Source organism: Stutzerimonas sp. Brlt_14 (assembly GCF_051948915.1).
In the GTDB taxonomy this organism is placed as follows: Bacteria; Pseudomonadota; Gammaproteobacteria; order Pseudomonadales; family Pseudomonadaceae; genus Stutzerimonas; species Stutzerimonas stutzeri.
Window position 1 is genome coordinate 113,092 of sequence record NZ_JAYJLM010000005.1, and the last position, 23,147, is coordinate 136,238.

Below are 23,147 nucleotides of genomic sequence, written 5' to 3' on the forward strand. Positions count from 1 at the left end.
TCCATGACAGTTGCTAAAAAGCCGCTCGGTATCACCGATGTGGTGCTGCGTGATGCCCATCAGTCCATTCTGGCCACCCGCGTCCGGCTAGAGGACATGTTGCCGATAGCCGCCAAGCTCGATCAGGTCGGGTTCTGGTCGGTTGAGAGCTGGGGTGGAGCGACGTTCGATGCCTGTATCCGCTACCTCGGCGAGGATCCGTGGGAGCGCATCCGTGAGTTGAAGAAGGCCATGCCCAACACGCGCCAGCAAATGCTGTTGCGTGGGCAGAACCTGCTGGGCTATCGCCACTATGCCGACGATGTGGTGGAGAAGTTTGTCGAGCGCGCTGCGGTCAACGGCGTCGACGTGTTCCGCGTGTTCGATGCGATGAACGATCCGCGTAATCTGGAAACGGCACTGCGTGCGGTGAAACAGCACGGCAAGCACGCCCAGGGCACCATTTCCTACACCACCAGCCCGGTGCACACCCTGGAGATGTGGGTCGATCTGGCGAAGCAGATCGAAGATATGGGCGCCGACTCCGTGGCGATCAAGGACATGGCCGGCATCCTCACCCCCTATACGGCGTTCGAACTGGTCTCGCGCCTGAAGGCCAGCCTGGCCATCCCGATCCATATGCAGTGCCACGCCACTGCCGGCTTGTCCTCGGTGGCTATTCTCAAGGCGGTGGAAGCCGGTATCGATAATGTCGACACTGCCATCTCCTCGCTGTCGATGACCTACGGCCATTCACCGACCGAGTCGGTGGTGGCCATGTTCCAGGGTACCGAGCGCGACACCGGACTGGACCTGGAGCTGCTGGAAGAGATTGCCGCCTACTTTCGAGAGGTGCGCAAGAAATACGCGAAGTTCGAGGGCAACCTCAAAGGCGTCGATTCGCGCATCCTGGTCGCCCAGGTGCCGGGCGGCATGCTCACCAACATGGAAAGCCAGCTCAAGGAGCAGGGCGCCCAGGACAAGTTCGATCAGGTGCTGGCTGAGATTCCGCGCGTGCGCGAGGATCTGGGCTTCATCCCGCTGGTAACCCCGACCTCGCAGATCGTTGGCACCCAGGCGGTGATCAACGTGCTCACCGGTGAGCGCTACAAGTCCATCACCAAGGAAACTGCCGGTGTGCTCAAGGGTGAGTACGGCGCAGCGCCTGCTCCTTTCAACGCCGAATTGCAGGCGCGCGTGCTCGACGGCGCAGAGGTCATCACTTGCCGTCCCGCCGATCTTTTGCAGCCGGAGATGCAGCGGTTGACGGCCGACCTCGAAGGGTTGGCCCGCGAGAAGAACATCAAGCTGGCCGAGGATGTCATCGATGATGTCCTGACCTATGCATTGTTCCCGCAGATTGGTCTTAAGTTCCTCGAGAATCGCGGCAATCCCTCGGCGTTCGAGCCGGCACCCACCGGCAGCGAGCTGCCGGCGCGCGAGCCGGGCAAGCCCGAGGTGTACACCGTCGAGGTCAATGGCAAGTCGTTCGTCGTGCAGGTCAACGAGGGGGGCGACATCGAAGGCATCAAGCCGCTCGGTGCGGGTCCTGCGACCAGCGCCGTCCGTGCCGGTTCGACTGCAGCAGCCGTTCCGGCTGGTGGCGAGCCGCAGGCAGCACCGCTGGCCGGCAACATATTCAAGGTATTGGTGCAGCCTGGGCAGCTCGTTCAGGAGGGTGACCTGGTGGTGATTCTCGAGGCCATGAAAATGGAAACCGAGATCCGTGCGTTCAAGGCCGGTACCGTTGCCTCGGTCAACGTCAAGGTTGGCGACGCGGTTTCGGTCGGCGACAGCTTGTTGAGCATCGCTTAAGGGGAGTCGCATGGATAAGTTGCTCAAGCTGTGGCAGGGAACCGGTCTTTATCACCTCGAGCCCGGGCAGGCGTTGATGATCCTCGTCTGCCTGGGGCTGATCTATCTGGCGATCCGCAAGGGTTTTGAGCCGCTGTTGCTGATTCCGATCGGTTTCGGCGGCATCCTGGCGAACATCCCGGTGGCGAACATGGGTGAGGGAGCTGGCATCCTGCACCTGTTCTATGAGGTCGGCCTGCCGACCAGCGTGTTTCCGCTGCTGATCTTCATGGGTGTCGGAGCAATGACCGATTTCGGTCCGATGCTGGCCAATCCGAAGACGCTGTTGCTCGGGGCGGCAGCCCAGTTCGGTATCTTCGCCACCCTGCTCGGTGCGCTGGCGCTGACTGCGCTGGGAATCCCGGGAATGGAGTTCACGCTGCGTGAGGCGGCCTCCATCGCGATCATCGGCGGTGCGGACGGCCCGACGTCAATCTTCGTGACCTCCAAGCTTGCGCCTGAACTGTTGGGGCCGATTGCCGTGGCGGCTTATTCCTACATGGCGCTGGTTCCGCTGATACAACCTCCGATCATGCGTGCGCTGACCACCAAGGAAGAGCGTGCCATCGTCATGATGCAGCTGCGCCATGTCAGCCAGGCGGAGAAAATCGTTTTTCCGTTGGTCCTCTGCATTCTGGTTGGCTTGTTGCTGCCGGATGCGGCGCCCCTGGTGGGCATGTTCGCTTTCGGCAACCTGCTGCGCGAATGCGGCGTTGTGGATCGTCTGGCCGATACGTCGCGCAACGCGCTGATCAATATCGTCACCATTGCGCTGGGCCTGACGGTGGGTTCGAAGCTGTCGTCCGAAGCGTTTCTGCAAATGAAGACGCTGGGGATTCTGGTCTTGGGGATGGTGGCCTTCTGTGGCGGTACGGCGGCGGGCATTTTCATGGCCAAGGTGATGAATCGCTTCAGCCAGAACAAAATCAACCCGCTCATCGGTTCCGCCGGTGTTTCGGCCGTGCCGATGGCGGCGCGCGTTTCGAATAAGGTTGGTCTGGAGGCTAATCCGCAGAACTTCCTGTTGATGCATGCCATGGGGCCAAACGTGGCGGGCGTCATTGGCTCTGCGGTAGCCGCAGGCGTGCTCCTCAACTTCGTCGGCTAGCGCCGCATGTCCTGTGTTCCTCAGGCGGCCTCTTTCTGAGGTGCGTCTGAGGTGACCTTGTTCACCTCTTTCCCTTCCGATCAAGCAGTCGAATGGTCAGTGTCCGCCCGATGCGCGGTCGCTGATGGCGGCTCCTGCGTCAGTGCTTTTTCATCGGGCATTGCCATCATGCAAGCGGTGGCTTCGTGCCAAGCGGCTTGGTTGGCTGGGGAGGCAGGCAGATAGAAGGGGTGCGGCGGGGGGGAGGGGAGGGTGCTGGCCAGGTGAGGCCGTGGATGCATGGACAGGGGCCTGTCACGCCCCTGTCCAGTTGCTGTCAGTCTTCCTTGGCGAGCTCGGTATCCTGAGCGATCAGCGCGATCAAGGCATTCTGCTGTCGGTGAGCCAGCTGACGGAAACGCTGGAGCAGCTCTCGTTCATGCAGTGACAGCTCAGGACTGTCCAAACGCATGCTCAGATCGTCGTCCAGAGCGCCTTCCTGCAGCAGGCTTTGCTCCAAGCGGGCGATGATTTCCGAGTTCATGCTGCGGTGATGATTACGCGCTACCTCAGCGATGCGTTCGCGCATGCCATCGGGAAGCCGAACCACGAATTTGTCAGCCGTGCGGCTGGAATAAACTGCCTGTTTCATAGGGCGCATAATTAACCGGTTAGTCAGGTGGGCGTGCTGGCGTATTGCCGGGGTAGTCACCGGTCTGACAACCACCAGTACTCGCTGTTCCGTCGACCAAGGGAAAAAATAGAAGACGGCTTAATGGCGCCAATTGTACGACGAATCGGTGATTAGTAAAGTGGTTGTGCTATCAAAGTGCCTTTACTGTGATGCAGTCCATTTTCCACAGCGGGGATGAATCAACGCAGTACCGGATCGAACTTTATTTTGCGCCCAATCATCAGGGCTATCAGGAACAGCGTCCCAAAGACTCCGATGCCCGCCTTGCAAGCGGCAGCTAGCGCGCCCGGCTCCTGTATTTCTGCGAATGCGCCATACACACAGGCCGCGGTGAGCAGTAGGCAAGTCAATGCGAACTTGGACATGAATATCTCCTTTGCGGAACGATCCGCTCAAAATCCAATCCCTTAAAAGACCCAGCGTTGCGGCTGAGCCAATGTGCTGCCCTGGGTGGCGCTCAGGGTCGTGATCTGGGCCTTTTCAGCGAACTGCACGCGCTGAGTGGAAACTTGCGGGGTGGGCTCGTATTGATGCGCTTGCGGTTCGGCTGCTGGCATTTGCATCGCCGCCAGCGCGGCCAGTGCGAATCCAGTACTCAGGAGGGAAACCGGCTTGATCATGAGCGTCATCCTTCGCGTCACATTTGATTGCCTTTCATATTGCACGCGCTGTGCCAAGCCTGAATTGCTTTTAAGTCCTTTAAAATCAATGGCTTAGGTTGGAATGTGTCAGAGGCGAGCTTGCGCTTTGCACGGATGCACGCCGCGACCAATGCAATTTGCATGATGACAAATCCCGGCCGAGACAGGGTTCCAGAGGTGGCGGGTGAGCAGCGTTGGCCCCACGAACGACATGACAAAGCGCATCTGGCTCGCTAACATGCCGGCCGCGCAATCAGTCCCAGTAGCTCAATTGGATAGAGCATCCCCCTCCTAAGGGGAAGGTTGTGAGTTCGAACCTCGCCTGGGACGCCATCAAAGCCTGCATGACGAGGCAAAGCCGCAGCGGGCGGCTCGCCAGCTGGCAAGCGCTGCAGGGCTAGTTGGTGGGGTAGCTAGGGTGCGGTAGATGATTAGCCGAATGGCGAGTTGGTATTGTCGCGGCGTGCATCGCGCTGTAGCTGGTAGACCAATCGTTCGATCTGCCGTTGGGTCAATCCGCTAAGGCGGTGGAAGCGCAGCCCGCACATGGTCATATCCAGCTTTTCATCGACCACCAGGTGGCGGAGTTCGACTTCCGTCTGAATGGTTCCGATCGGGAGCTTGGCGGCCAGTTCATAAACCTGGCCTGTCTGCAGATTACCCTGATTGCCTTTGATGCTCAGTTTGCAGCCCGTTGCGGAGATATCGAGCAGGCGGCCTTCCAATGCATTTCGTACCGCTGCGCCGCCTAGCTGGGCGGTGACGGCAAGCTCCTTCAGCTGCGCGCGATAAGCGTTGCGGCGCTGATGATAGGTCAGTTCGGCAGGGGTAGGGATCCAGTAGCAACGTGCCCCATCTATTTCTCCAAGATGCACGTCTTGCTGGCTTGTCCAGAAGATGCGCGCGCCTTCGTAGAAGCCTTCGACATGAACGGCTTCGCCCTGCAGGAGCAGTCTCTCGCCATCGTTGGGGATAAGCTCGTCGAGGGCGATCCAGCCGGTTTCGCGGTTCATCTCGACCAGATAACTCTGGTATCGCTGGCTGCGCTCGTGGAAGCGCAGTGTCAGGGGAATATTGTTATCCAGCAGGGGACGCAGATTGGCGTAGATCTCTAGCGGTGCCGTCAGTACCTTGGGCGGTTGCGGGCCCTCGTCACCAAAAAATAAGTTAGACACGGTCCGGTGTTCTCCGGCGCATTGTTATCACCATCGCGTGGCGTCCTTGTAGCGGTCTATCGTCAGGCTTGGCTGAGAGGTCGTTGCTGCTTGCTCTTGGACGCTCCGCCTCGATTGTCATACAGGTCGGGAGTATCGTCCTTGCCCTGGAGTATGTGCAGCATGCTACCCAAGGCGCTCTGGTTGGCGCGTATCAGCCGGCCATTGCGCTCGTTGGCGCTACGGCAGCTTTCCAGTTCGGCTTCGAGCGTGCGGGCTTGTTCGAGAATGGTCTCGCCGCTCGGTGAGCCACTGACTGCGGCCTGCAGGCCATTGCGATCAGGTGTCAGTTGTTGTCCGGTCAGCCACTGACTGCGCTGGGCGCCATGCTGGCCGAGCAGTGCCAGCAAAGGCTGCTTTTTTGTCAGGATCGCTTCAAGCCCAGCAAGATCACGGTTGCCCAGAGCAGCAAACTCCTCATCGATAAGCTCAAGGAGTTGGTGTGCAATGCCGATATCTTCGGTTAGCTGCTCAAGCAGGGCTGTTTCGTGCATTTCGGTCTCTGGGCTTGCTCGCGTTAGTCGGGCTCAGGCTCAGCGTTGCGTCTCGAACGCCAGCAGCTTGGCTGCTACGCGCTGGTTGTCGACTTTATAAGAGCCGTCTGCAATCGCTGCTTTCAGTTTTTCTACGCGCTCTTGGTCTACAGCGGGTTGATCAGCCAATTTGTCGGCCGCTTGCTGCAGGCGTTGAGCTTCAGGGCTCAGTTGAACGGTGTCGCTGGCATTGCCGCTGACGGTGTTGGTTTTCGTTGCCTCGCTTGCCGGCCCTTGCTGCGGGTTGGCTGCGCGTTCGCTACCTTGCACACCGTTGCGCCCGCTGGGGGCATTCAGTGGGCTGTTGGGCCGATTGAAGTCGATGACCATGATGCAAACCTCGAAGGAATCAGGACGCTTGCCATGTGTTCGGCAACAGTGATGGAAACTTTAGCGTTTTTTTCCTGGGTACACATCGGAAAACTGTTGAATCCCGGTTACATCGCGACCTCCACCTGGCCGGGGCCGGTTACTCTGGCCTTGATCGTGCGGCCCGAACGCTGATTCTTGACAGGAATCTGCTTGCCCGGAGCGCCATCAGCCATTGCCTCGCCGGGCATGCGTACGCTGATCGAACCCGTCTTGGCGGTGATGACGACCTGATCCCCCTTGCGGACAACCTTGGCCATCTCCAGCTGATTGGGTGTGATCACCTGATCGGGTTGCACGGGGCGGGTAAGCTTGTTGCCCAGGGCCTCGTCCATTCGGGTCAGATAGCCTTGATTGAGCGCCGACACATCCCGCTCGGCGAGGCTGACATCCGCTTGGCTCAGCACGGTGTCGCGTAGAAGGGATCTGTTTGCGACGATCACCTCGCGATACAGGCGCACCTGCGCCGGTACGAAAACCGACCACGGGCTGCTGCCTTCGCAACTTACCCTTACCGTGACACGTCCAACGGGAGCGGTGGTTCCGCCAAGGCTGGCGGCGAGCGGCTGATCGCAAGGGTTGAGGCGCAGCCTAGGGTCCAATCGATTGACGCTGATCTCATGCCGGGCGGTGATTGCGCTGCGGATCAAATACTCGCCAACCGTGCGCTCAAGAAACTGCTCGGTCACGTCGATAAGCTGTTCAGGATGTGACATGGTTGACGCGTGGGCGAGTGAGCCCGTCGCGCAAAGTAGTAGTAGCAGCGCAATCCGGCACAGCGCCAGATCGGCGCGTCGGAAAATGGTCATAAGGACGTTCATATCCCAACCTAAGCAAGGGGCGTGCCGCGTCTGAATCGTTCGGCCCCGTAATCTGCAAGCAGAGAGGAACTGGCATGGCCGGTGTATTGGATTCGGTTAACCAGCGTACCCAATTGGTGGGACAGAACCGTCTGGAGCTGTTGCTGTTTCGCCTCGATGGCGAGCAGCTCTATGGCATCAACGTTTTCAAGGTGCGGGAAGTGCTGCAGTGCCCGCGCCTGACGATCATGCCCAAGTGTGGTCGAGTGGTTCGTGGTGTGGCCAGCATCCGCGGTAGCACTCTGCCGATCCTGGATCTTTCGCTAGCGACCGGTAAGTCGGCGCTGATGAATCTTGAAAATTCGTTCGCAGTAATCACCGAATACAACAACAGGACGCTGGGTTTTCTGGTGAGTTCTGTCGAGCGGATCGTCAATCTGAACTGGGAGGCCATTCTGCCTCCTCCGCGCGGTGCTGGGCGCGATCATTACCTGACCGCTGTGACGCACATCGACAACAAGCTGGTGGAAATCATCGACGTCGAGAAGGTGCTGGCGGAAGTTGCACCTACCTCGGAAGAGGTTTCGCCGGAAGTGGTGGACGACGATACTCGCGCCAAGGCGCTGTCGTGTCGCGTCCTGGTTGTGGATGACTCGTCGGTGGCGCGCAAGCAGATTACCCGCTGCTTGGAGAACATTGGTATCGAGGTCGTCAAGCTCAACGATGGCCGCGAGGCACTCAATTATCTGAAGCGGATGGCCGACGAGGGCAAGAATCCGGCGGAAGAGTTTCTGATGATGATTTCCGATATTGAAATGCCGGAAATGGATGGCTATACCCTGACTACCGAGGTGCGACACGATCCGCGCATGCATGCAATGCATATACTCCTGCATACTTCCCTTTCCGGTGTGTTCAACCAGAACATGGTGAAGCGAGCGGGGGCGGATGATTTCCTCGCCAAGTTCCAGCCTGATGATCTTGCTGCTCGGGTGGCCGAGCGGATCAGGCAGGCGGATGCAAATTGAGGCTAGCTCCTCTCATGATGGTGAGGCTTTATTGGTGTCAGTCGATCTGGATTTCGAGCAGTTCCGGGTATTTCTTGAAAAGACATGCGGCATCCTGCTGGGCAGCAACAAGCAGTATCTGGTATCCAGCCGCCTGAACAAGCTGATGGAACAGCAGGGCATCAAGACGCTTGGTGATCTGGTCAGAAAGATTCAGGCGCAGCCACGCAGCGGTTTGCGCGAAGCGGTTGTCGACGCGATGACGACCAACGAAACGCTGTGGTTCCGTGATACCTATCCGTTCGAGGTGCTGAAGAGCCGCGTGCTGCCAGAGATGCTCAAGGCCGGTTCCGGGCAGCGTCTGCGTATCTGGTCGGCAGCCTGCTCGTCCGGGCAGGAGCCTTATTCGCTGTCCATGGCGATCGACGAGTACGAGCGCAGCAATCCGAGTCAGCCAAAGACGGGCATCCAGATCGTCGCAACGGAGCTGTCCGGGGCAATGCTGGCAGCGTCCAAAGCGGCGGAGTACGACAGCCTGGCGATTGCCCGTGGGTTGTCCTCGGATCGCCTGCAGCGCTACTTCGATGTCAAGGCGCCGGGTCGGTGGGCGGTCAAGCCCGCCATCCGATCGCGAGTCGAGTTCAGGGTGCAGAACCTGCTGGATAGCTATGCGGCACTGGGCAAGTTCGACATCGTGTTCTGTCGCAACGTGCTGATCTATTTCTCCGCCGATGTGAAGAAGGACATCCTCAAGCGCATCCATGCGACCCTGCGTCCGGGTGGCTACCTGTTCCTCGGCGCCTCGGAGGCGCTCAACGGGCTGCCGGAGCTGTACCAGATGGTCCAGTGCAGCCCGGGCATCATCTACAAGGCGAAATAAGGCGGCAGAAAACCGTCATGCAAGATGGCGGTTGCGGCAAAACGGCGGAAAAGTCTTGCCGCTTTTGACGCCAGTGAATTGCACGTGCATCGATAAATTCTATTAAATCAATGGCTTGTGTTCTATGGCATGGGCTTTGCTGGAGTATGCGCAAGCAGACTTGTATCCGGCAGAGGGCCAGATTCATGAGCATCAGTTTCGACAAGGCGTTGGGCATTCACGAAAAGGCGCTGGGCTTTCGTTCGCAACGCGCCGAAGTGCTGGCGAACAACATCGCCAACGCCGATACGCCCAATTACAAGGCCCGCGATCTCGACTTCGGCAGCGTGCTCGCCGAGCAGTCGGCGCAAGGCCAGGGCGGTTTCGCCGCCACCCGGACCAGCGATCGGCACATTGCCGCCGAGGGGCTGGAAATCGCCGATGCGTCCCTGCGTTTTCGCACCCCGGCTCATCCCTCCCTGGACCAGAACACCGTCGATCTGCAGATCGAGCAATCCAACTACGCGAAGAACGCCGTCGACTTCCAGGCGAGCTTCACCCTGCTCAACAGCAAGTTCCAGGGGCTGATGAGCGCCCTGCGCGGCGAATAAGTAAGGAGTCCAACCCATGTCCCTCAGCAGCGTATTCAATATTGCCGGCAGCGGCATGAGCGCCCAGAGCACTCGCCTGAACACCATTTCCAGCAACATCGCCAACGCCGAAACGGTGTCCTCCAGCGTCGACCAGACCTACCGGGCCCGCCATCCGGTGTTCGCCACCGTGTTCCAGCAGGCCGGCGGCCAGCCCAACGAATCGTTGTTCGCCGGGCAGGATCAGGCCGGCGCCGGCGTGCAGGTGCTCGGCGTGGTCGAGGACCAGGGCGAACTGCAGGCGCGCTACGAGCCCAATCATCCGGCCGCCGACGAAAGCGGTTACGTCTACTACCCGAACGTCAACGTGGTGGAGGAAATGGCCGACATGATCTCCGCCAGCCGCGCGTTCCAGACCAACGCCGAGCTGATGAACACGGCCAAGACCATGCTGCAGAAAGTCCTGACGCTGGGTCAGTAAGGAGCATGAAAGATGGCAATTGATACCAGTAGCGTGAGTAGTACTGTTCTTTCGCAATACTCCGGTACGGACACTTCATCCTCGGATAGCAGCAGTCTTGGTAAAACGGATTTTATGATGTTGCTGGTCACGCAACTTAATAATCAGAATCCTCTGGATCCGCAAGATAACAGCGAGTTCGTCGCTCAGCTTGCCCAGTTCAGCAGTCTTGAGTCGATGGAGAATCTCAATGCGTCAATGACGTCATTGTTGAGCACTTATCAGTCTTCTCAGGCGCTGCAGGCAACTTCCCTCGTTGGGAGTTCGGTGATCGTAGAGACGGGTTCTGCGCTCGTTGACACCAGTGAAAGCCTCAGCGGTACTGTCGTGATGCCTTCGTCCGGCAGCAACGTCAATGTGAAGATCTATGACAGTACGGGGTCGCTGGTGAAAACGATTTCCCTGGGGGATCAAAGTAGCGGCAACGTCGATTTCATTTGGGATGGCACCAACTCCAGTGGTGAGACTGTCGATCCGGGGACCTTCACCTTCGTGGCGGAAGCGTCGCTCGACGGAACCACCACTGCGCTCAGTACGTACCTCCCGGCAAAAGTAAATAGCGTCACCTTGGGGCAGGATGGGGCAGAGATGACTCTTAACCTGGCTGGTATCGGAAGCGTGGGTCTTTCACAAGTTAGAACCGTCGGTAAGTAATCAATCGCATTGGGAGAATGCTATGACGTTTAATGTTGCGCTGAGCGGCCTGAATGCGGCCAGCACGGATCTGAACGTAACGGGAAACAATATCGCGAACGTCGGCACAACCGGCTTCAAAGCTTCGCGCGCAGAGTTCGCGGATCTTTACGCCACCTCCATGCTCGGCTCCGGAGGGAATGCGGTCGGCAGCGGAGTGACGACTGCGGATATTGCCCAGCAATTTACCCAGGGGAATATCACAAACACTGGAAATAGCCTTGATCTGGCGATCAGTGGCAATGGTTATTTCATGGTCAGTAACAATGGCTCTATGCTTTATACTCGCGCAGGCGCATTCAAGACGGATGACGAAGGCTACGTCATAAATAGCGAGGGATATAATCTGCAGGGTTATGGCGTCAATGCCAATGGCGATATCGTCAGTGGCGTTACCACCAATCTCAAGGTTGATAGCAGTAACCAGGCGCCGAATGCTACGAGTTCGGTCGTGGAGACACTGGCACTGAATTCCAACAGCAGCGTTCCTAACAACACCCCATTCGATGCCAGCGATTCGAGTACTTACAACTGGTCGACCTCGGTGCCCTTGTATGACACACAAGGCAACTCCCATACGATGACCCAGTACTTCGTGAAAGACGACAGTAACCAGTGGACCATGTACACCCTCATCGATGGGCGAAATCCGGCTGATCCGACCTCCACGGAGGCGTATGAGGTGAGCATCGGCTTCACGGCGTCTGGAGCGCTGGATCTGACCTCCCTGGCATCCACCGATTTCGATGTGAACGCCGATGGCACCCTGACCTTGAATACCTGGGTGCCGGCGACAGTGACCGATTCGACTACCTCGCCGGTCACCTGGGGAAGCAATGGCGCAGCCGCCAGCGCGAGTGGTATTTCCATCGATCTGCGCAACATCAGCCAGACGAATACCAGCTTCGCGGTATTGAGCAGTCCGGTCCAGGACGGCTACACCACGGGTCAGTTGTCGGGGCTCTCCATCGATGACACTGGCATGATGTTCGCCACCTACACCAATGGGCAGTCGAAGGTGATCGGGCAGGTGGTGCTGGCGAATTTCACGAACTCGCAAGGGCTTGCTTCGGTAGGTGGTACGGCTTGGGCACAAACGCTGGCCTCCGGGGAGCCGGCTATCGGAACGCCGGGGTCTGGAACGCTGGGCTCCTTGCAGTCTGGTGCGCTGGAAGACTCGAACGTCGATCTGACTGCGCAACTGGTCAACCTGATCGTCGCCCAGCGAAACTATCAGGCCAACGCCAAAACGGTGGAAACCGAAAGCGCCATCGCCCAGACCATCATCAACCTGCGCTGAGCATGAGCGGCAATGCCCGTTGCCGCTGACGGCAGTATTCCGCCGCTCCCATGAAAGAAGGCCCGTCAGGGCCTTCTTCTTTTCCAGAAAACCTTTGCATTTCAGTGTCTTGGAATCCAGCTGTGTCTGTGGCACGCACCTTGCATTTTCTTCGTTGACAGACTCGCAAGCGTCAATCTCGTGTCTCGGAGATTTCGATGGACAAGATGCTCTACGTAGCCATGACCGGTGCCAGCCAGAACGCGCGGGCCCAGCAGGCCCACGCCAACAATCTGGCGAACATTTCCACCACGGGCTTTCGCCGCGACTTCGAACAGGCGCGTTCGATGCAGGTGTTCGGCGACAGCTATCCGGCCCGCGTCTACGCCATGTCGGAGCGTCCGGGTACCGATTTCACCGCCGGCGCACTGCAGGAAACCGGTCGTGATCTGGACGTCGCCATCGAAGGCGAGGGCTGGGTCGCCGTGCAGGCGCCGGATGGCAACGAGGCCTACGTGCGTACCGGCAGCCTGAACATCGACGCGCTGGGCATGCTGCGCACCGCCGACGGCATGCCGGTGCTCGGCAACGGCGGGCCGATCGCCATTCCGCCGGAGGAAAAGCTGGACATCGGCCACGACGGCACCATCAGCATTCGTGCCCTGGGCGAGGACCCGAATGTCGTAGTTACCGTGGACCGGCTCAAGCTGGTCAACCCCGATCCGCAGCAACTGGAGAAGGGCACCGACGGCCTGATCCGCATGAAGGATGGGCAGCCCCTCGAGGCGGATGCCAACGTACGGGTCACCTCCGGGTTTCTCGAGGCGAGCAACGTCAATGCCGTTGCCGAGATGACGTCCATGCTGGCGCTGTCCCGCCAGTTCGAACTGCACGTGAAGATGATGCGCACCGCCGAAGACGACGCGGCTGCCATGGCTCGCGTACTGCAAATCAGCTAACACCCGCGCGTAGCGCCCGGCCGGCATACGAGGAGAACGCACATGCTTCCAGCACTTTGGGTCAGCAAGACCGGTTTGTCCGCCCAGGACATGAACCTGACGACCATTTCCAACAACCTGGCCAACGTTTCCACCACCGGCTTCAAGCGCGATCGCGCGGAATTCCAGGACCTGCTGTACCAGATCCGCCGTCAACCCGGCGGCCAGTCCAGCCAGGACAGCGAACTGCCGTCCGGCCTGCAGCTGGGTACCGGGGTGCGCGTGACCGGCACCCAGAAGATTTTCACCACGGGGAGTCTGCAGACCACCGAGCAGCCGCTGGACATGGCCATCAACGGCCGTGGTTTTTTCCAGGTGCTGCTGCCCGATGGCACGGTGTCCTACACCCGTGACGGCAGTTTCCATCTGGATTCCGACGGCCAGGTCGTCACTTCCAACGGCTATGCGCTGGAGCCGGCCATCGTCGTGCCGGCGGAGACCCAGACCTTCACCGTCGGCGAAGACGGCACCGTGTCGGTCACCACCCTGGGCAATGCCCAGCCGCAGATCATCGGCAATATCCAGACCGCCGATTTCATCAACCCGGCCGGCCTGCAGGCCATGGGCAGCAACCTGTTCCTCGAGACCGCCGCCAGCGGCGCGCCGCAGGTCAGCACCCCGGGCCTCAATGGCCTGGGCACCGTACTGCAGAATACCCTGGAGAATTCCAACGTCAGCGTCGTCGAGGAACTGGTGAACATGATCACCACCCAGCGCGCCTACGAGATGAATTCCAAGGTCATTTCCACTGCCGACCAGATGCTGTCGTTCGTCACGCAGCAGCTCTGATCGGGTGTTCGCCGTTGCATTCGGGCAGTGCCCGCAGTTGTTTCGATGGCCTGTCAGGGCTTGAGGTGTCTATGAGCCGCTTGTTGATTGTTGTCTCGCTGTCGTCCGCCTTCGCGCTGGCCGGGTGCGTCGCCCCCGCGCCCAAGCCGAACGATCCCTACTACGCACCGGTGCTGCCGCGCACGCCGCTGCCGGCCGCGCAGAACAGCGGAGCGATCTACCAGGCGGGTTTCGAGACCTATCTCTACGACGACCGCAAGGCCTACCGGGTCGGCGACATCATCACCATCACCCTCGCCGAGCGGACCCAGGCCAGCAAGAACGCCAGCTCCAGCATTTCCAAGGACAGCAGCGCCAATATCGGCCTCGGTTCGCTGTTCGGCGGCGCGGTGTCCATGGCCAACCCGCTGACCGGCAACTCGATGAGCCTCGGCGCCGAATACGACGCCTCGCGCGACACCTCCGGCTCGGGCCAGGCGGGGCAGAGCAACAGCCTGTCCGGCTCGATCACCGTGACCGTTTCCGAAGTGTTGCCCAACGGCATCCTCGCCGTACGCGGCGAGAAGTGGATGACGCTCAACACCGGCGACGAGTTGGTGCGCATCGCCGGCCTGGTGCGCCAGGACGATATCGCCACCGACAATACGGTGTCGTCCACCCGCATCGCCGATGCGCGCATCACCTATTCGGGAACCGGTGCCTTCGCCGACGCCAGCCAGCCCGGCTGGCTTGACCGCTTCTTCATGAGCCCGCTGTGGCCGTTCTGACCGGAGCCGATGGCATGCTGAAGAAAATGCTCCTGCTCACCGGGTTGCTGCTGGTCTGCGCAACCGCCCAGGCCGAGCGCCTCAAGGACGTGGCGACCATCCATGGCGTGCGCGCCAACCAGTTGATCGGTTACGGGCTGGTGGTGGGCCTCAATGGCAGCGGCGACCAGACCACCCAGACGCCGTTCACCGTGCAGACCTTCAACAACATGCTGGCGCAGTTCGGCATCAAGGTGCCGAGCGGCGGCAACATCCAGCTGAAGAACGTCGCCGCGGTGTCCATCCATGCCGAGCTGCCGCCGTTCGCCAAGCCGGGACAGACCATCGACATCACGGTTTCCTCGATCGGCAACGCCAAGAGCCTGCGCGGCGGCAGCCTGCTGATGGCGCCGCTCAAGGGGATCGACGGCAACGTCTACGCCGTCGCCCAGGGCAACCTGGTGGTCGGCGGTTTCGATGCCGGCGGCGCGGACGGTTCGCGGGTCACCGTCAACTCGCCGTCGGCCGGGCGCATCCCCGGCGGCGCGACCGTCGAGCGGCCGGTGCCGAGCGGCTTCAATCAGGGCAATACGCTGACGCTGAACCTCAATCGCCCGGACTTCACCACGGCGAAGAACATCGTTGACCAGATCAACGAACTGCTCGGCCCGGGCGTGGCGCAGGCGCTCGACGGCGGCTCGATCAGCGTGACCGCGCCGCTGGACCCGAGCCAGCGCGTGGATTACCTGTCGATCCTGGAGAACCTCGAGGTCGAGGTCGGCCAGGCGGTGGCCAAGGTCATCATCAACTCGCGTACCGGCACCATCGTCATCGGCCAGAACGTACGGGTGCAGCCGGCCGCCGTCACCCATGGCAGCCTGACCGTGACCATCAGCGAAGATCCGCAGGTCAGTCAGCCGGGACCCTTCTCGGGCGGGCAGACGGTGGTCGTGCCCAATTCGCGGGTGACGGCCGAGCAGGAAGCCAAGCCGATGTTCAAGTTCGGTCCCGGCACCACGCTGGATGAAATCGTCCGTGCGGTGAACCAGGTGGGTGCTGCGCCCAGCGACCTGATGGCCATTCTCGAAGCGCTCAAGCAGGCCGGCGCTCTGCAAGCCGACCTGATCGTGATATAGGAGGGGGCAACGCCATGGACAATCGCCTTGCCAGCGGCAGACGCGGCCTCGACAGCGGCAGCTACACCGACCTCAACCGTCTCAGCCAGCTGAAGGTGGGCAAGGACCGGGATGGTGAAGAGAACGTGCGCAAGGTCGCGCAGGAATTCGAATCGCTGTTTCTCAACGAGATGCTCAAGTCGATGCGCTCGGCCAACGAGGTCCTGGCCAAGGACAATCCGCTGAACAGCCAGGCCAGCAAGCAATACCAGGAAATGTACGATCAGCAACTGTCGGTCAGCCTGTCGAAGGAGGGCGGCGGCATCGGCCTGGCCGACGTGCTGGTGCGCCAGCTGAACAAGCAGACCGAGTCGGTCGCGCGCAGCAACCCGTTCGCGCAGGTCGCCCAGACCGAGGGCGCGGCCTGGCCGAGCAAACCGGCGGCGGCCGCCGAGTCGACCCGCGACGATTCGCGCCTGCTCAACCAGCGGCGCCTGGCATTGCCGGGCCGGGCGAGCGAGCGGCAGCTGGCGAACGTCTCGGCGACCGATCCGGCCCGCAGCGCCGATGCGTCCCAGCCGCTGGTGAATCTCGACTGGCAGCCCGCCACCGCCTTCGCCGCGCCTCAGGACAAGCCGTTGACCGTCAACGGCGTCGAGATCGATACAGCCAAGGCGAGCAAGACCCGCTTCGGCTCCCCGGAAGAGTTCATCGCCACCATGATGCCCATGGCGGAAAAAGCTGCACGGCGTCTCGGTGTGGAGCCCCGCTATCTCGTCGCTCAGGCCGCGCTCGAGACGGGATGGGGCAAGTCGATGATCAGGCAGAAGGACGGCAGCAATAGCCACAACCTCTTTGGCATCAAGGCGACCAACTGGAGCGGGGAATCGGCCATGGCTCGCACCACCGAGTACGTGAACGGCCGGGCGGTCAAGCAGGTCGAGGGGTTCCGTGCCTATGCCTCCTTCGAGCAGAGCTTCGATGACTTCGTCAGCCTTCTTCAGAACAGCGATCGTTACCAGTCGGCCGTCAATGCCGGTGGCGATTCCGAACGCTTCGTGCGCGAGTTGCAGAAGGCCGGCTATGCGACGGACCCTCAATATGCACGCAAGGTCAGCCAGATCGCGCGGCGCATGGAGGCTTATCAAACAGTGGCCAGTACAGGATCTTCGTCGGCTATCAGGACAAGGGGTTAAATCGTGGCGAGCTTGATTTCCATCGGGCTGTCGGGGCTTTCCGCCAGCCAAACGGCACTTGCGACTACCGGTAACAATATCGCCAACGTCGATACCGCCGGGTACTCGCGACAATCCGTCGTGCAGAAGAGCGCATCGGCCGAGTTCATCGGTGTCGGCTATGTCGGCAATGGTACGACGGTTGCCGACGTCCGGCGCATCTATAGCGAATACCTCAATACCCAGCTGCGTACCAGTACCGGGCTGGATGCCGAGGCTCAGACGTACCTGACGCAGATCAACCAGACCGATGCCCTGCTCGCTGACAGCACCACCGGCATCAGCAGCGTGCTCAGCTCGTTCTTCGAGGCCCTGCAGACCGCTGCCGAAAACCCCACGGATGCCTCCGCGCGCGCACTGCTGCTGACCAATGCGAGCGGCTTGGCAGAGCGGTTCAGCTCGGTGTACTCGCAACTGGCTGATCAGAACACCTACATCAATTCCCAGCTCAGTTCGATGGCGGAGCAGGTCAACCAGCTCGCATCCTCGATCGCGAACTACAACCAGGCCATCGTCCAGGCCTCGGCCAGTGGTGCCACGCCCAACGACCTGCTGGATGCACGGGACCAGGCGCTTGTCGATCTGTCCGAACTGATTGGCGTGACGGTGGTCATGGAAGGCAACAACGCCAACGTCTTCATCGGGTCCGGCCAGCCGCTGGTCATGGGCAATACGGCATCCACGCTTACCGCCGAGCCGAGCACTACCGATCCGACGCGTCTGAACCTGATGCTCACCAGTGGATACAGCTCCGTCGATGTCACCTCAGTGGTGTCCGGGGGCTCGATCAGTGGGCTCGTTCGTTATCGCGAGGAAGTGCTCGACCCGACGCTGAATGAACTGGGGCGCCTGGCTCTGGTGATCGCCGACCAGGTGAACAGCCAGCTTGGCCAGGGCATCGATCTCAATGGCGATTTCGGGACTTCGCTGTTCAGCGATATCAACAGTGCGCTTGCCGCATCGCAGAGAAGTTTGGCCCAAGCGGGCAACAGTGCGGGGAGCGGCAATCTTTCGGTATATATCGAGGATTCCAGCAAACTCAGCACCAGCGACTACGAAGTGACCTTCAGCAGCGCTACCGGTTACAGCGTTCGGCGCCTTTCCGACGGTGCGGACCTGGGTTCCTATGACCTGAGCGACGATCCCGCGCCGGTGATCGACGGCTTCAGTCTGGCGATGGAGGCGGGGACCGTTGCCGCTGGCGACAAGTTCACCATTATCCCTACTCGTACCGCAGCGGGCAGCATCGGTGTCGTGATGACCGATGCGAGCAAGCTGGCTTTCGCGGCGCCGCTGGTAGCGACCAGCAGTTCCGGCAATTACGGTACGGGAAGCATCTCCAGCGTTGCGCTGGCTTCGGGCAGTGCGCTCGACATCTATGATGCCGCGGCGAATGCCGATACCCAGGCCAGCATCCAGAACGCCATGCCGGTCAAGCTGGTGTTCGATGCCGCCAGTGGTTCGGCCCAGGGGTATACCCTTTATGACGTACAGGGTAATGCGCTCGGCACCGGCAGCATCGTTCCCGGCCAGAGCAATACCGTCACGGTCAGCATCGCGGCCAACCCGCCCAGTGTTCCAAGCGCGTTCGAGTTCGAGCTGGCGATAAGTGGTTCGCCCGCAGCGGGCGACAGCTTCACTGTGGCATTCAATGCCGACAGCGACTCGGACAACCGCAATGCGCTGGCACTGCTCGATCTGCAGACGGCGTCGACAATAGGCAAACACAGCATCACCAGTACCTATAGCCAGCTTATCGAGACCGTGGGTGCCAAGGCCAGTCAGGCTGCGCTGGATGCCTCCGCCACGTCCACGATTCTGAGCCAGGCGACGGCCAATCGGGAATCGGTTTCAGGGGTTAACCTCGATGAAGAGGCGGCCAACCTCATCAAGTTCCAGCAGTACTACACGGCAGCGGCCCAAGTGATTAAAGCTGCGCAACAAATGTTCGATACCATAATCAACACTCTCTGAGGCGACGGCTCATGCGTCTATCCACTTCGCTGATCTACAGTTCGAGCATTTCCAGCTATCAGAAGGGCTATGCGAACATCGTCAAAACGCAGCAGCAAATCTCGAGTGGCGAGCGTATCCAGACACCGGCAGACGACCCGGTCGGTGCGGCGCGTCTGCTGCAGCTCGAGCAGCAACAGGCATTGCTGACGCAGTACCAGGGCAACCTGACGACCGCGACGAATTCCCTCAGCCAGGAAGAGGGCATTCTCAATTCGATCAACAACTTATTGCAAAAGGCCAGGGAATTGGCCGTCGAGGCCGGTAGCGGCGCGCTGTCCGATGAAGACCGTAGCTCGATCGCCAGCGAACTCGAACAGATCGAAAATCAGCTCTACGCCCTGATGAACAGCAAGGACGCCAACGGACAGTATCTGTTCGCCGGCTCGTCCAGCGGCACCCAACCGTATGTGAAGAATCCCGACGGCACCTATAGCTACCAGGGAAATCAGAACTCGCTGAGTCTTCAGGTATCCGGTTCCATGCTGCTCAGCGTCAACGACAGTGGCTGGAGCGTATTCGAGAACGTGGTGAATGCGGGCAGGACGACCTCGGCACTGGCCACGAATCCGAATGCGGATGGCGAGCAGCGCGTTTTTCTTTCCGCCGGGCTGGTCGTCAACGACAAGACCTACGATCAGCAATTTCGCGCGGGATCGCCTTATACGCTGGAACTGGTCAGCGGCTCGGAATTCGTCATCCGCGACAAGGACGGCACCGATGTCACCGCCGAGGTGAGTGGAGGAGGGGCTTTCGACCCCGAGGCCATCGATGGTACGACCATCACCTTTCGTGGCATAACGCTGGAGCTGGATGCGCAGGCGCTTTCCTCCGATAGCTCCGGCGACTACGACGCTCTCCTGACGGGCTATAGCTTCGAGTTCGGCAGCACGGCGGACACCTTCGCCATCAGCCGTACCTCGTCGAATACCTCAACGGCGCAGTTGAGCGGTGGCACGATCACCGATACCGCCGCCTATAACGCGGCTTTCCCCGATTCGGGGGTGACCTTCAAGTTCACCAGCGCAACGGACTACGAAGTCTTCCTGCAACCGCTCACCGCGACCAGCACGGCAATCGGCTCCGGCTCGTTGACGGGTTCCACGCTCAGTTTCGCCGGAGTTTCCTATGACCTGAGTTCCGCTCCGGCCGCCGGCGACAGCTTCAGCGTCAAGGCGAACTCCGCGGAAACCAGCAGCATCCTGGATACCATCGCCACTCTCAGGGCCGCGTTGCAGGAACCGATAGCGAGCGATACCGAGGCCCAGCTGGCATTGCGCGACTCGATCGCGCTGGCCCTGACCAATCTCGACAAAGGAATCGCCGCGGTGGATGCCACCCGCTCCTCGATTGGTGCCCGACTCAACACGATCGATATTCTGACGACGGAAAACGAAAGCCTGAGCATCACCAATGCATCGACGCAGTCGAGCATACGTGACACCGACATGGCCGAGGCCACAGCCAAACTGCTGTTGCAGCAGACCATGCTCGAGGCGGCACAGCTTGCATTCGTCCGCATCAGTCAGTTGACGTTGTTCAATCAACTGTGAACCTGGGTTCCGTGGGAAGGGCGGTTCGTGGGTTCCGGCCAATCCGAATGGCCTGTCTGTCAGTCTGTCGACCAGGGTCTGCCTTGGCAGTTTCGTTAATCCATGCGTTGCCGCGACTCGGGAGAAGCGCAAGGGCCTCTTGAGCGTAGGAGCCCGCTTGCAGGCGATCGGCCGCAACGCCGATGATCGCCGGCAAGGACTCGGCGTCCCCCCGGCTCCTACGGGCGTGCTGTGCACATGCGGCTTTCTCGGCGCTGCACCCCTGTTTGCTGCGCGACAGCGCTGCGGCGAAGACGCGGCGGGCGCCTCCTGCCGGCGTTCATGCCGAGCGCAGGGCGGGGGCAGCCCGTGGTCTCGTTGCGGCGGGTTGCACCCGCCCTACGTCAGCGGCGAAGATGCGGCTCTTCAACAGGTTCGCAGGGCGGGTTGCAACCCGCCGAACGGCCTGTTCCGGAAAGCGTTTTCCGCTGCTTGACATGCAGCCAGGGCGTTGGCAAGAAAAAATCGAAAAAAACGCTAAAGGATTGCCAGGCCACGACGATAAACCCAGTGAAAGCTCTCTAGGCCATCCCGGGCGGTTGCCAAGGCCGGGAGTCGCACAAGCCCACACCACGAGGTTCTCGTCATGGCTCTTACCGTCAATACCAACGTTGCATCGCTCAACACCCAGAAAAACCTGAACAAGGCCTCCGAGGCCCTGTCCACCACCATGCAGCGCCTGTCCAGCGGCCTGAAGATCAACAGCGCCAAGGACGATGCCGCCGGCCTGCAGATCTCCAACCGCCTGACCAGCCAGATCAATGGTCTGAACGTGGCGACCAAGAACGCCAACGATGGCATTTCCATCGCCCAGACCGCCGAAGGCGCCATGCAGGAATCCACCAACATCCTGCAGCGCATGCGCGAACTGGCTCTCCAATCGGCCAACGGTTCCAACAGCGCCGAAGACCGTGCTTCCCTGCAGTCCGAATACGCTGCGCTTACCACCGAGCTGACCCGTATCGCCGAAACCACTACCTTTGGTGGGCGCAACCTGTTGGATGGCTCCTTCGGTACCACCAGCTTCCAGGTCGGCGCCAACGCCAACGAGACCATCAACGTGACCCTGGGCAACATCTCGGCCACCAAGATCGGTTCCCAGCAGGTTCAGAGCCAGGCTATCACCCCGTCCGCCTCCGGTGTTACCGGTGGCGCCATAACCGTGACTGGTAGTGGCGAGACCAAGTCGATCACCGTGGATGCTGGAGCCTCGGCCAAGGACATCGCCAAGCAACTGGACGGTGCCGTGACCGGCTTGAGCGCCTCGGCTCGCACCGTAGCCCAACTGGAGGTGCCTGCTGCCGCCTCGGGTACGCCGGCCAACTTCAGTATCACGGTGGGCGATTCCAAGGCCATCGATATGATCGGCGTGACCGATAACGCCAGCCTGGCCGAGCAACTCAGCTCCAACGCCTCTGCTCTGGGTATCAGCGTCAACTTCAACGAAGACACCGACGAGCTTTCCATCACCTCGGATACTGGCGAGAACATCGTCTTCGGCGCTGTGAGCACAACTGGCGTTACCACCGAATATGGTGGTGTCACGGTGAACGTGCAGGATGGTTCGGGCAAGTATGCGGCGTCGGGTACTGCTATTGATGAGGACTTCATCGCTACCGGTGCAGTTGAATTGAACTCCTCCAAGTCGTACTCGCTGGCGGGTGATGGCGTGGATGGGCTGTTCGCGGAGACTGGCACCACCACTGCCTCCTCGAAGCTGACCAGCGTTGCCGACAGCAGCATCACGACCGCAGAAGGGGCGCAAAGCGCCATTGCGGTGATCGACAAGGCGATCTCCAATATCGACACCCAGCGCGCCGACCTCGGTGCCGTGCAGAACCGCTTCGACAGCACCGTTTCCAACCTGCAGAGCATCGTGGAGAACTCCACTTCCGCCCGCAGCCGGATCCAGGATGCCGACTTCGCCGCGGAAACCGCCGAGCTGACCAAGCAGCAGACCCTGCAGCAGGCTTCCACCGCGATCCTGGCACAGGCCAACCAGCTGCCGTCGTCGGTGCTGAGCCTGCTTCAGTAAGCGGCCTGGGGTAGAACAAGGGGAAGCGCTCAGGCCTTCCCCTTTCCCGTTGATAGGTGATATTCCATGACCATTCAGCTCGTTACCCAGGCTCAGCCGGCGCAGGCGCCCCAGTCGACAGCAGGTGGTTCCGCTGCGGATCACCTGGTTCGTGCCGGCGGTAATGGCGCCGAGAGCCAGCCCGCTGCCATGCAGCACGGCGAGGACCAGCGCCAACTGCTCGACACGGCCGTGGCCAGCATGCGGAGCTTCGCCCAGTCCGTCAGCCGCGATCTCGACTTCAGCATCGACGAGGCCAGCGGCCGGGTGGTGGTGCAGGTCGTCGATGGCGGTTCCGGCGAAGTGGTTCGGCAGATTCCCTCCGAGGTGGCCTTGAGTCTGGCGGCGCGCCTGGAGGACATGCGCAGCCTGCTGTTTCGCGAAGAGGCGTGATTTTCACAGGCGTGAGCCTGCGGTGAACGGGTTCGCGAATAAATTCGCTGCTACACAGGTTGAGTGACTGGCT

Annotated in this window: 25 protein-coding genes and 1 tRNA gene; 18 read left to right on the forward strand and 8 right to left on the reverse strand. The window is 60.6% G+C overall.

The window, feature by feature from the left end; genetic code table 11:
• Positions 1-3: 3 nt before the first annotated feature.
• Together oadA and VF716_RS13695 are read left to right on the forward strand one after the other, a co-directional pair.
• Positions 4-1,794: a sodium-extruding oxaloacetate decarboxylase subunit alpha gene (gene oadA, locus VF716_RS13690; protein ID WP_095460934.1), complete on the forward strand. Its 1,791-nt coding sequence runs from the start codon at positions 4-6 to the stop codon at positions 1,792-1,794.
• Positions 1,795-1,804: 10 nt separating this feature from the next.
• Positions 1,805-2,941 (forward strand): sodium ion-translocating decarboxylase subunit beta, encoded by a 1,137-nt coding sequence (locus tag VF716_RS13695; protein ID WP_014596192.1) that lies wholly within the window; start codon positions 1,805-1,807, stop codon positions 2,939-2,941.
• A gap of 316 nt (positions 2,942-3,257) precedes the next feature.
• Here the strand turns inward: VF716_RS13695 and VF716_RS13700 are convergent, their stop codons facing one another.
• The 4 genes from VF716_RS13700 to VF716_RS13715 all read right to left on the reverse strand — a co-directional run bounded on the left by VF716_RS13700 (position 3,258) and on the right by VF716_RS13715 (position 4,398).
• Positions 3,258-3,581 (reverse strand): Arc family DNA-binding protein, encoded by a 324-nt coding sequence (locus VF716_RS13700; RefSeq protein WP_013982217.1) that lies wholly within the window; start codon positions 3,579-3,581, stop codon positions 3,258-3,260.
• Between the two features lie 212 nt (positions 3,582-3,793).
• Positions 3,794-3,979, reverse strand: coding sequence for a PA3371 family protein (locus VF716_RS13705; RefSeq protein ID WP_013982219.1), 186 nt, complete (start codon positions 3,977-3,979; stop codon positions 3,794-3,796).
• A gap of 42 nt (positions 3,980-4,021) precedes the next feature.
• Entirely contained in the window at positions 4,022-4,234 is a 213-nt protein-coding gene (locus VF716_RS13710; RefSeq protein ID WP_014596195.1) for a hypothetical protein, read from the reverse strand.
• Positions 4,235-4,251: 17 nt separating this feature from the next.
• The gene (locus tag VF716_RS13715; protein ID WP_161566248.1) at positions 4,252-4,398 is read right to left on the reverse strand and encodes a hypothetical protein; all 147 of its coding nucleotides are present in this window, start codon (positions 4,396-4,398) and stop codon (positions 4,252-4,254) included.
• A 113-nt stretch (positions 4,399-4,511) separates the two neighbouring features.
• Between VF716_RS13715 and VF716_RS13720 the strand changes: the two genes are divergently transcribed.
• Positions 4,512-4,588, forward strand: a tRNA-Arg gene (locus VF716_RS13720).
• Positions 4,589-4,686: 98 nt separating this feature from the next.
• Here the strand turns inward: VF716_RS13720 and VF716_RS13725 are convergent.
• From VF716_RS13725 to flgA, 4 genes are all read right to left on the reverse strand, one after another.
• Positions 4,687-5,430, reverse strand: a complete 744-nt coding sequence (locus VF716_RS13725; protein WP_111481710.1) for a flagellar brake protein — start codon at positions 5,428-5,430, stop codon at positions 4,687-4,689.
• Between the two features lie 62 nt (positions 5,431-5,492).
• Positions 5,493-5,963 carry a flagella synthesis protein FlgN gene (locus VF716_RS13730; protein WP_041771675.1) on the reverse strand — a complete coding sequence of 157 codons (471 nt, stop codon included), beginning with the start codon at positions 5,961-5,963 and terminating at the stop codon, positions 5,493-5,495.
• A 39-nt stretch (positions 5,964-6,002) separates the two neighbouring features.
• A complete protein-coding gene (gene flgM, locus VF716_RS13735) occupies positions 6,003-6,332 on the reverse strand; it encodes a flagellar biosynthesis anti-sigma factor FlgM (protein WP_014596198.1) in 330 nt (109 codons plus the stop codon).
• Between the two features lie 107 nt (positions 6,333-6,439).
• Complete coding sequence (gene flgA / locus VF716_RS13740; protein ID WP_111481711.1) at positions 6,440-7,180, reverse strand: flagellar basal body P-ring formation chaperone FlgA; 741 nt, start codon at positions 7,178-7,180, stop codon at positions 6,440-6,442.
• An 86-nt stretch (positions 7,181-7,266) separates the two neighbouring features.
• Here flgA and VF716_RS13745 point away from each other — a divergent pair, with 86 nt between their 5' ends.
• The 15 genes from VF716_RS13745 to VF716_RS13815 all read left to right on the forward strand — a co-directional run bounded on the left by VF716_RS13745 (position 7,267) and on the right by VF716_RS13815 (position 23,074).
• The gene (locus tag VF716_RS13745) at positions 7,267-8,199 is read left to right on the forward strand and encodes a chemotaxis protein CheV (protein ID WP_014596200.1); all 933 of its coding nucleotides are present in this window, start codon (positions 7,267-7,269) and stop codon (positions 8,197-8,199) included.
• Positions 8,189-9,058: a protein-glutamate O-methyltransferase CheR gene (gene cheR / locus VF716_RS13750; RefSeq protein ID WP_419185009.1), complete on the forward strand. Its 870-nt coding sequence runs from the start codon at positions 8,189-8,191 to the stop codon at positions 9,056-9,058. The genes VF716_RS13745 and cheR overlap by 11 nt, the downstream gene beginning before the upstream one ends.
• A gap of 185 nt (positions 9,059-9,243) precedes the next feature.
• Positions 9,244-9,648: a flagellar basal body rod protein FlgB gene (gene flgB / locus VF716_RS13755; protein WP_011912560.1), complete on the forward strand. Its 405-nt coding sequence runs from the start codon at positions 9,244-9,246 to the stop codon at positions 9,646-9,648.
• Between the two features lie 16 nt (positions 9,649-9,664).
• The gene (gene flgC / locus VF716_RS13760) at positions 9,665-10,108 is read left to right on the forward strand and encodes a flagellar basal body rod protein FlgC (protein WP_020307315.1); all 444 of its coding nucleotides are present in this window, start codon (positions 9,665-9,667) and stop codon (positions 10,106-10,108) included.
• 12 nt (positions 10,109-10,120) lie between these two features.
• Positions 10,121-10,801, forward strand: coding sequence for a flagellar hook assembly protein FlgD (locus VF716_RS13765; protein ID WP_011912562.1), 681 nt, complete (start codon positions 10,121-10,123; stop codon positions 10,799-10,801).
• Positions 10,802-10,823: 22 nt separating this feature from the next.
• A complete protein-coding gene (gene flgE, locus VF716_RS13770) occupies positions 10,824-12,140 on the forward strand; it encodes a flagellar hook protein FlgE (protein WP_011912563.1) in 1,317 nt (438 codons plus the stop codon).
• Between the two features lie 197 nt (positions 12,141-12,337).
• Positions 12,338-13,078, forward strand: coding sequence for a flagellar basal-body rod protein FlgF (gene flgF / locus VF716_RS13775; protein WP_020307317.1), 741 nt, complete (start codon positions 12,338-12,340; stop codon positions 13,076-13,078).
• A gap of 42 nt (positions 13,079-13,120) precedes the next feature.
• Positions 13,121-13,906, forward strand: a complete 786-nt coding sequence (gene flgG / locus VF716_RS13780) for a flagellar basal-body rod protein FlgG (RefSeq protein ID WP_011912565.1) — start codon at positions 13,121-13,123, stop codon at positions 13,904-13,906.
• A gap of 71 nt (positions 13,907-13,977) precedes the next feature.
• Complete coding sequence (gene flgH, locus VF716_RS13785; protein ID WP_011912566.1) at positions 13,978-14,673, forward strand: flagellar basal body L-ring protein FlgH; 696 nt, start codon at positions 13,978-13,980, stop codon at positions 14,671-14,673.
• Positions 14,674-14,687: 14 nt separating this feature from the next.
• Positions 14,688-15,788: a flagellar basal body P-ring protein FlgI gene (locus VF716_RS13790; protein WP_011912567.1), complete on the forward strand. Its 1,101-nt coding sequence runs from the start codon at positions 14,688-14,690 to the stop codon at positions 15,786-15,788.
• 14 nt (positions 15,789-15,802) lie between these two features.
• Positions 15,803-16,963 (forward strand): flagellar assembly peptidoglycan hydrolase FlgJ, encoded by a 1,161-nt coding sequence (gene flgJ / locus VF716_RS13795; protein ID WP_011912568.1) that lies wholly within the window; start codon positions 15,803-15,805, stop codon positions 16,961-16,963.
• 3 nt (positions 16,964-16,966) lie between these two features.
• Positions 16,967-18,976: a flagellar hook-associated protein FlgK gene (gene flgK / locus VF716_RS13800; protein WP_011912569.1), complete on the forward strand. Its 2,010-nt coding sequence runs from the start codon at positions 16,967-16,969 to the stop codon at positions 18,974-18,976.
• An 11-nt stretch (positions 18,977-18,987) separates the two neighbouring features.
• Entirely contained in the window at positions 18,988-20,568 is a 1,581-nt protein-coding gene (locus tag VF716_RS13805) for a flagellar hook-associated protein 3 (protein WP_011912570.1), read from the forward strand.
• Positions 20,569-21,193: 625 nt separating this feature from the next.
• Complete coding sequence (locus VF716_RS13810) at positions 21,194-22,642, forward strand: flagellin (RefSeq protein ID WP_125912214.1); 1,449 nt, start codon at positions 21,194-21,196, stop codon at positions 22,640-22,642.
• A gap of 66 nt (positions 22,643-22,708) precedes the next feature.
• Positions 22,709-23,074, forward strand: a complete 366-nt coding sequence (locus VF716_RS13815) for a flagellar protein FlaG (RefSeq protein ID WP_011912577.1) — start codon at positions 22,709-22,711, stop codon at positions 23,072-23,074.
• Positions 23,075-23,147: the final 73 nt, after the last annotated feature.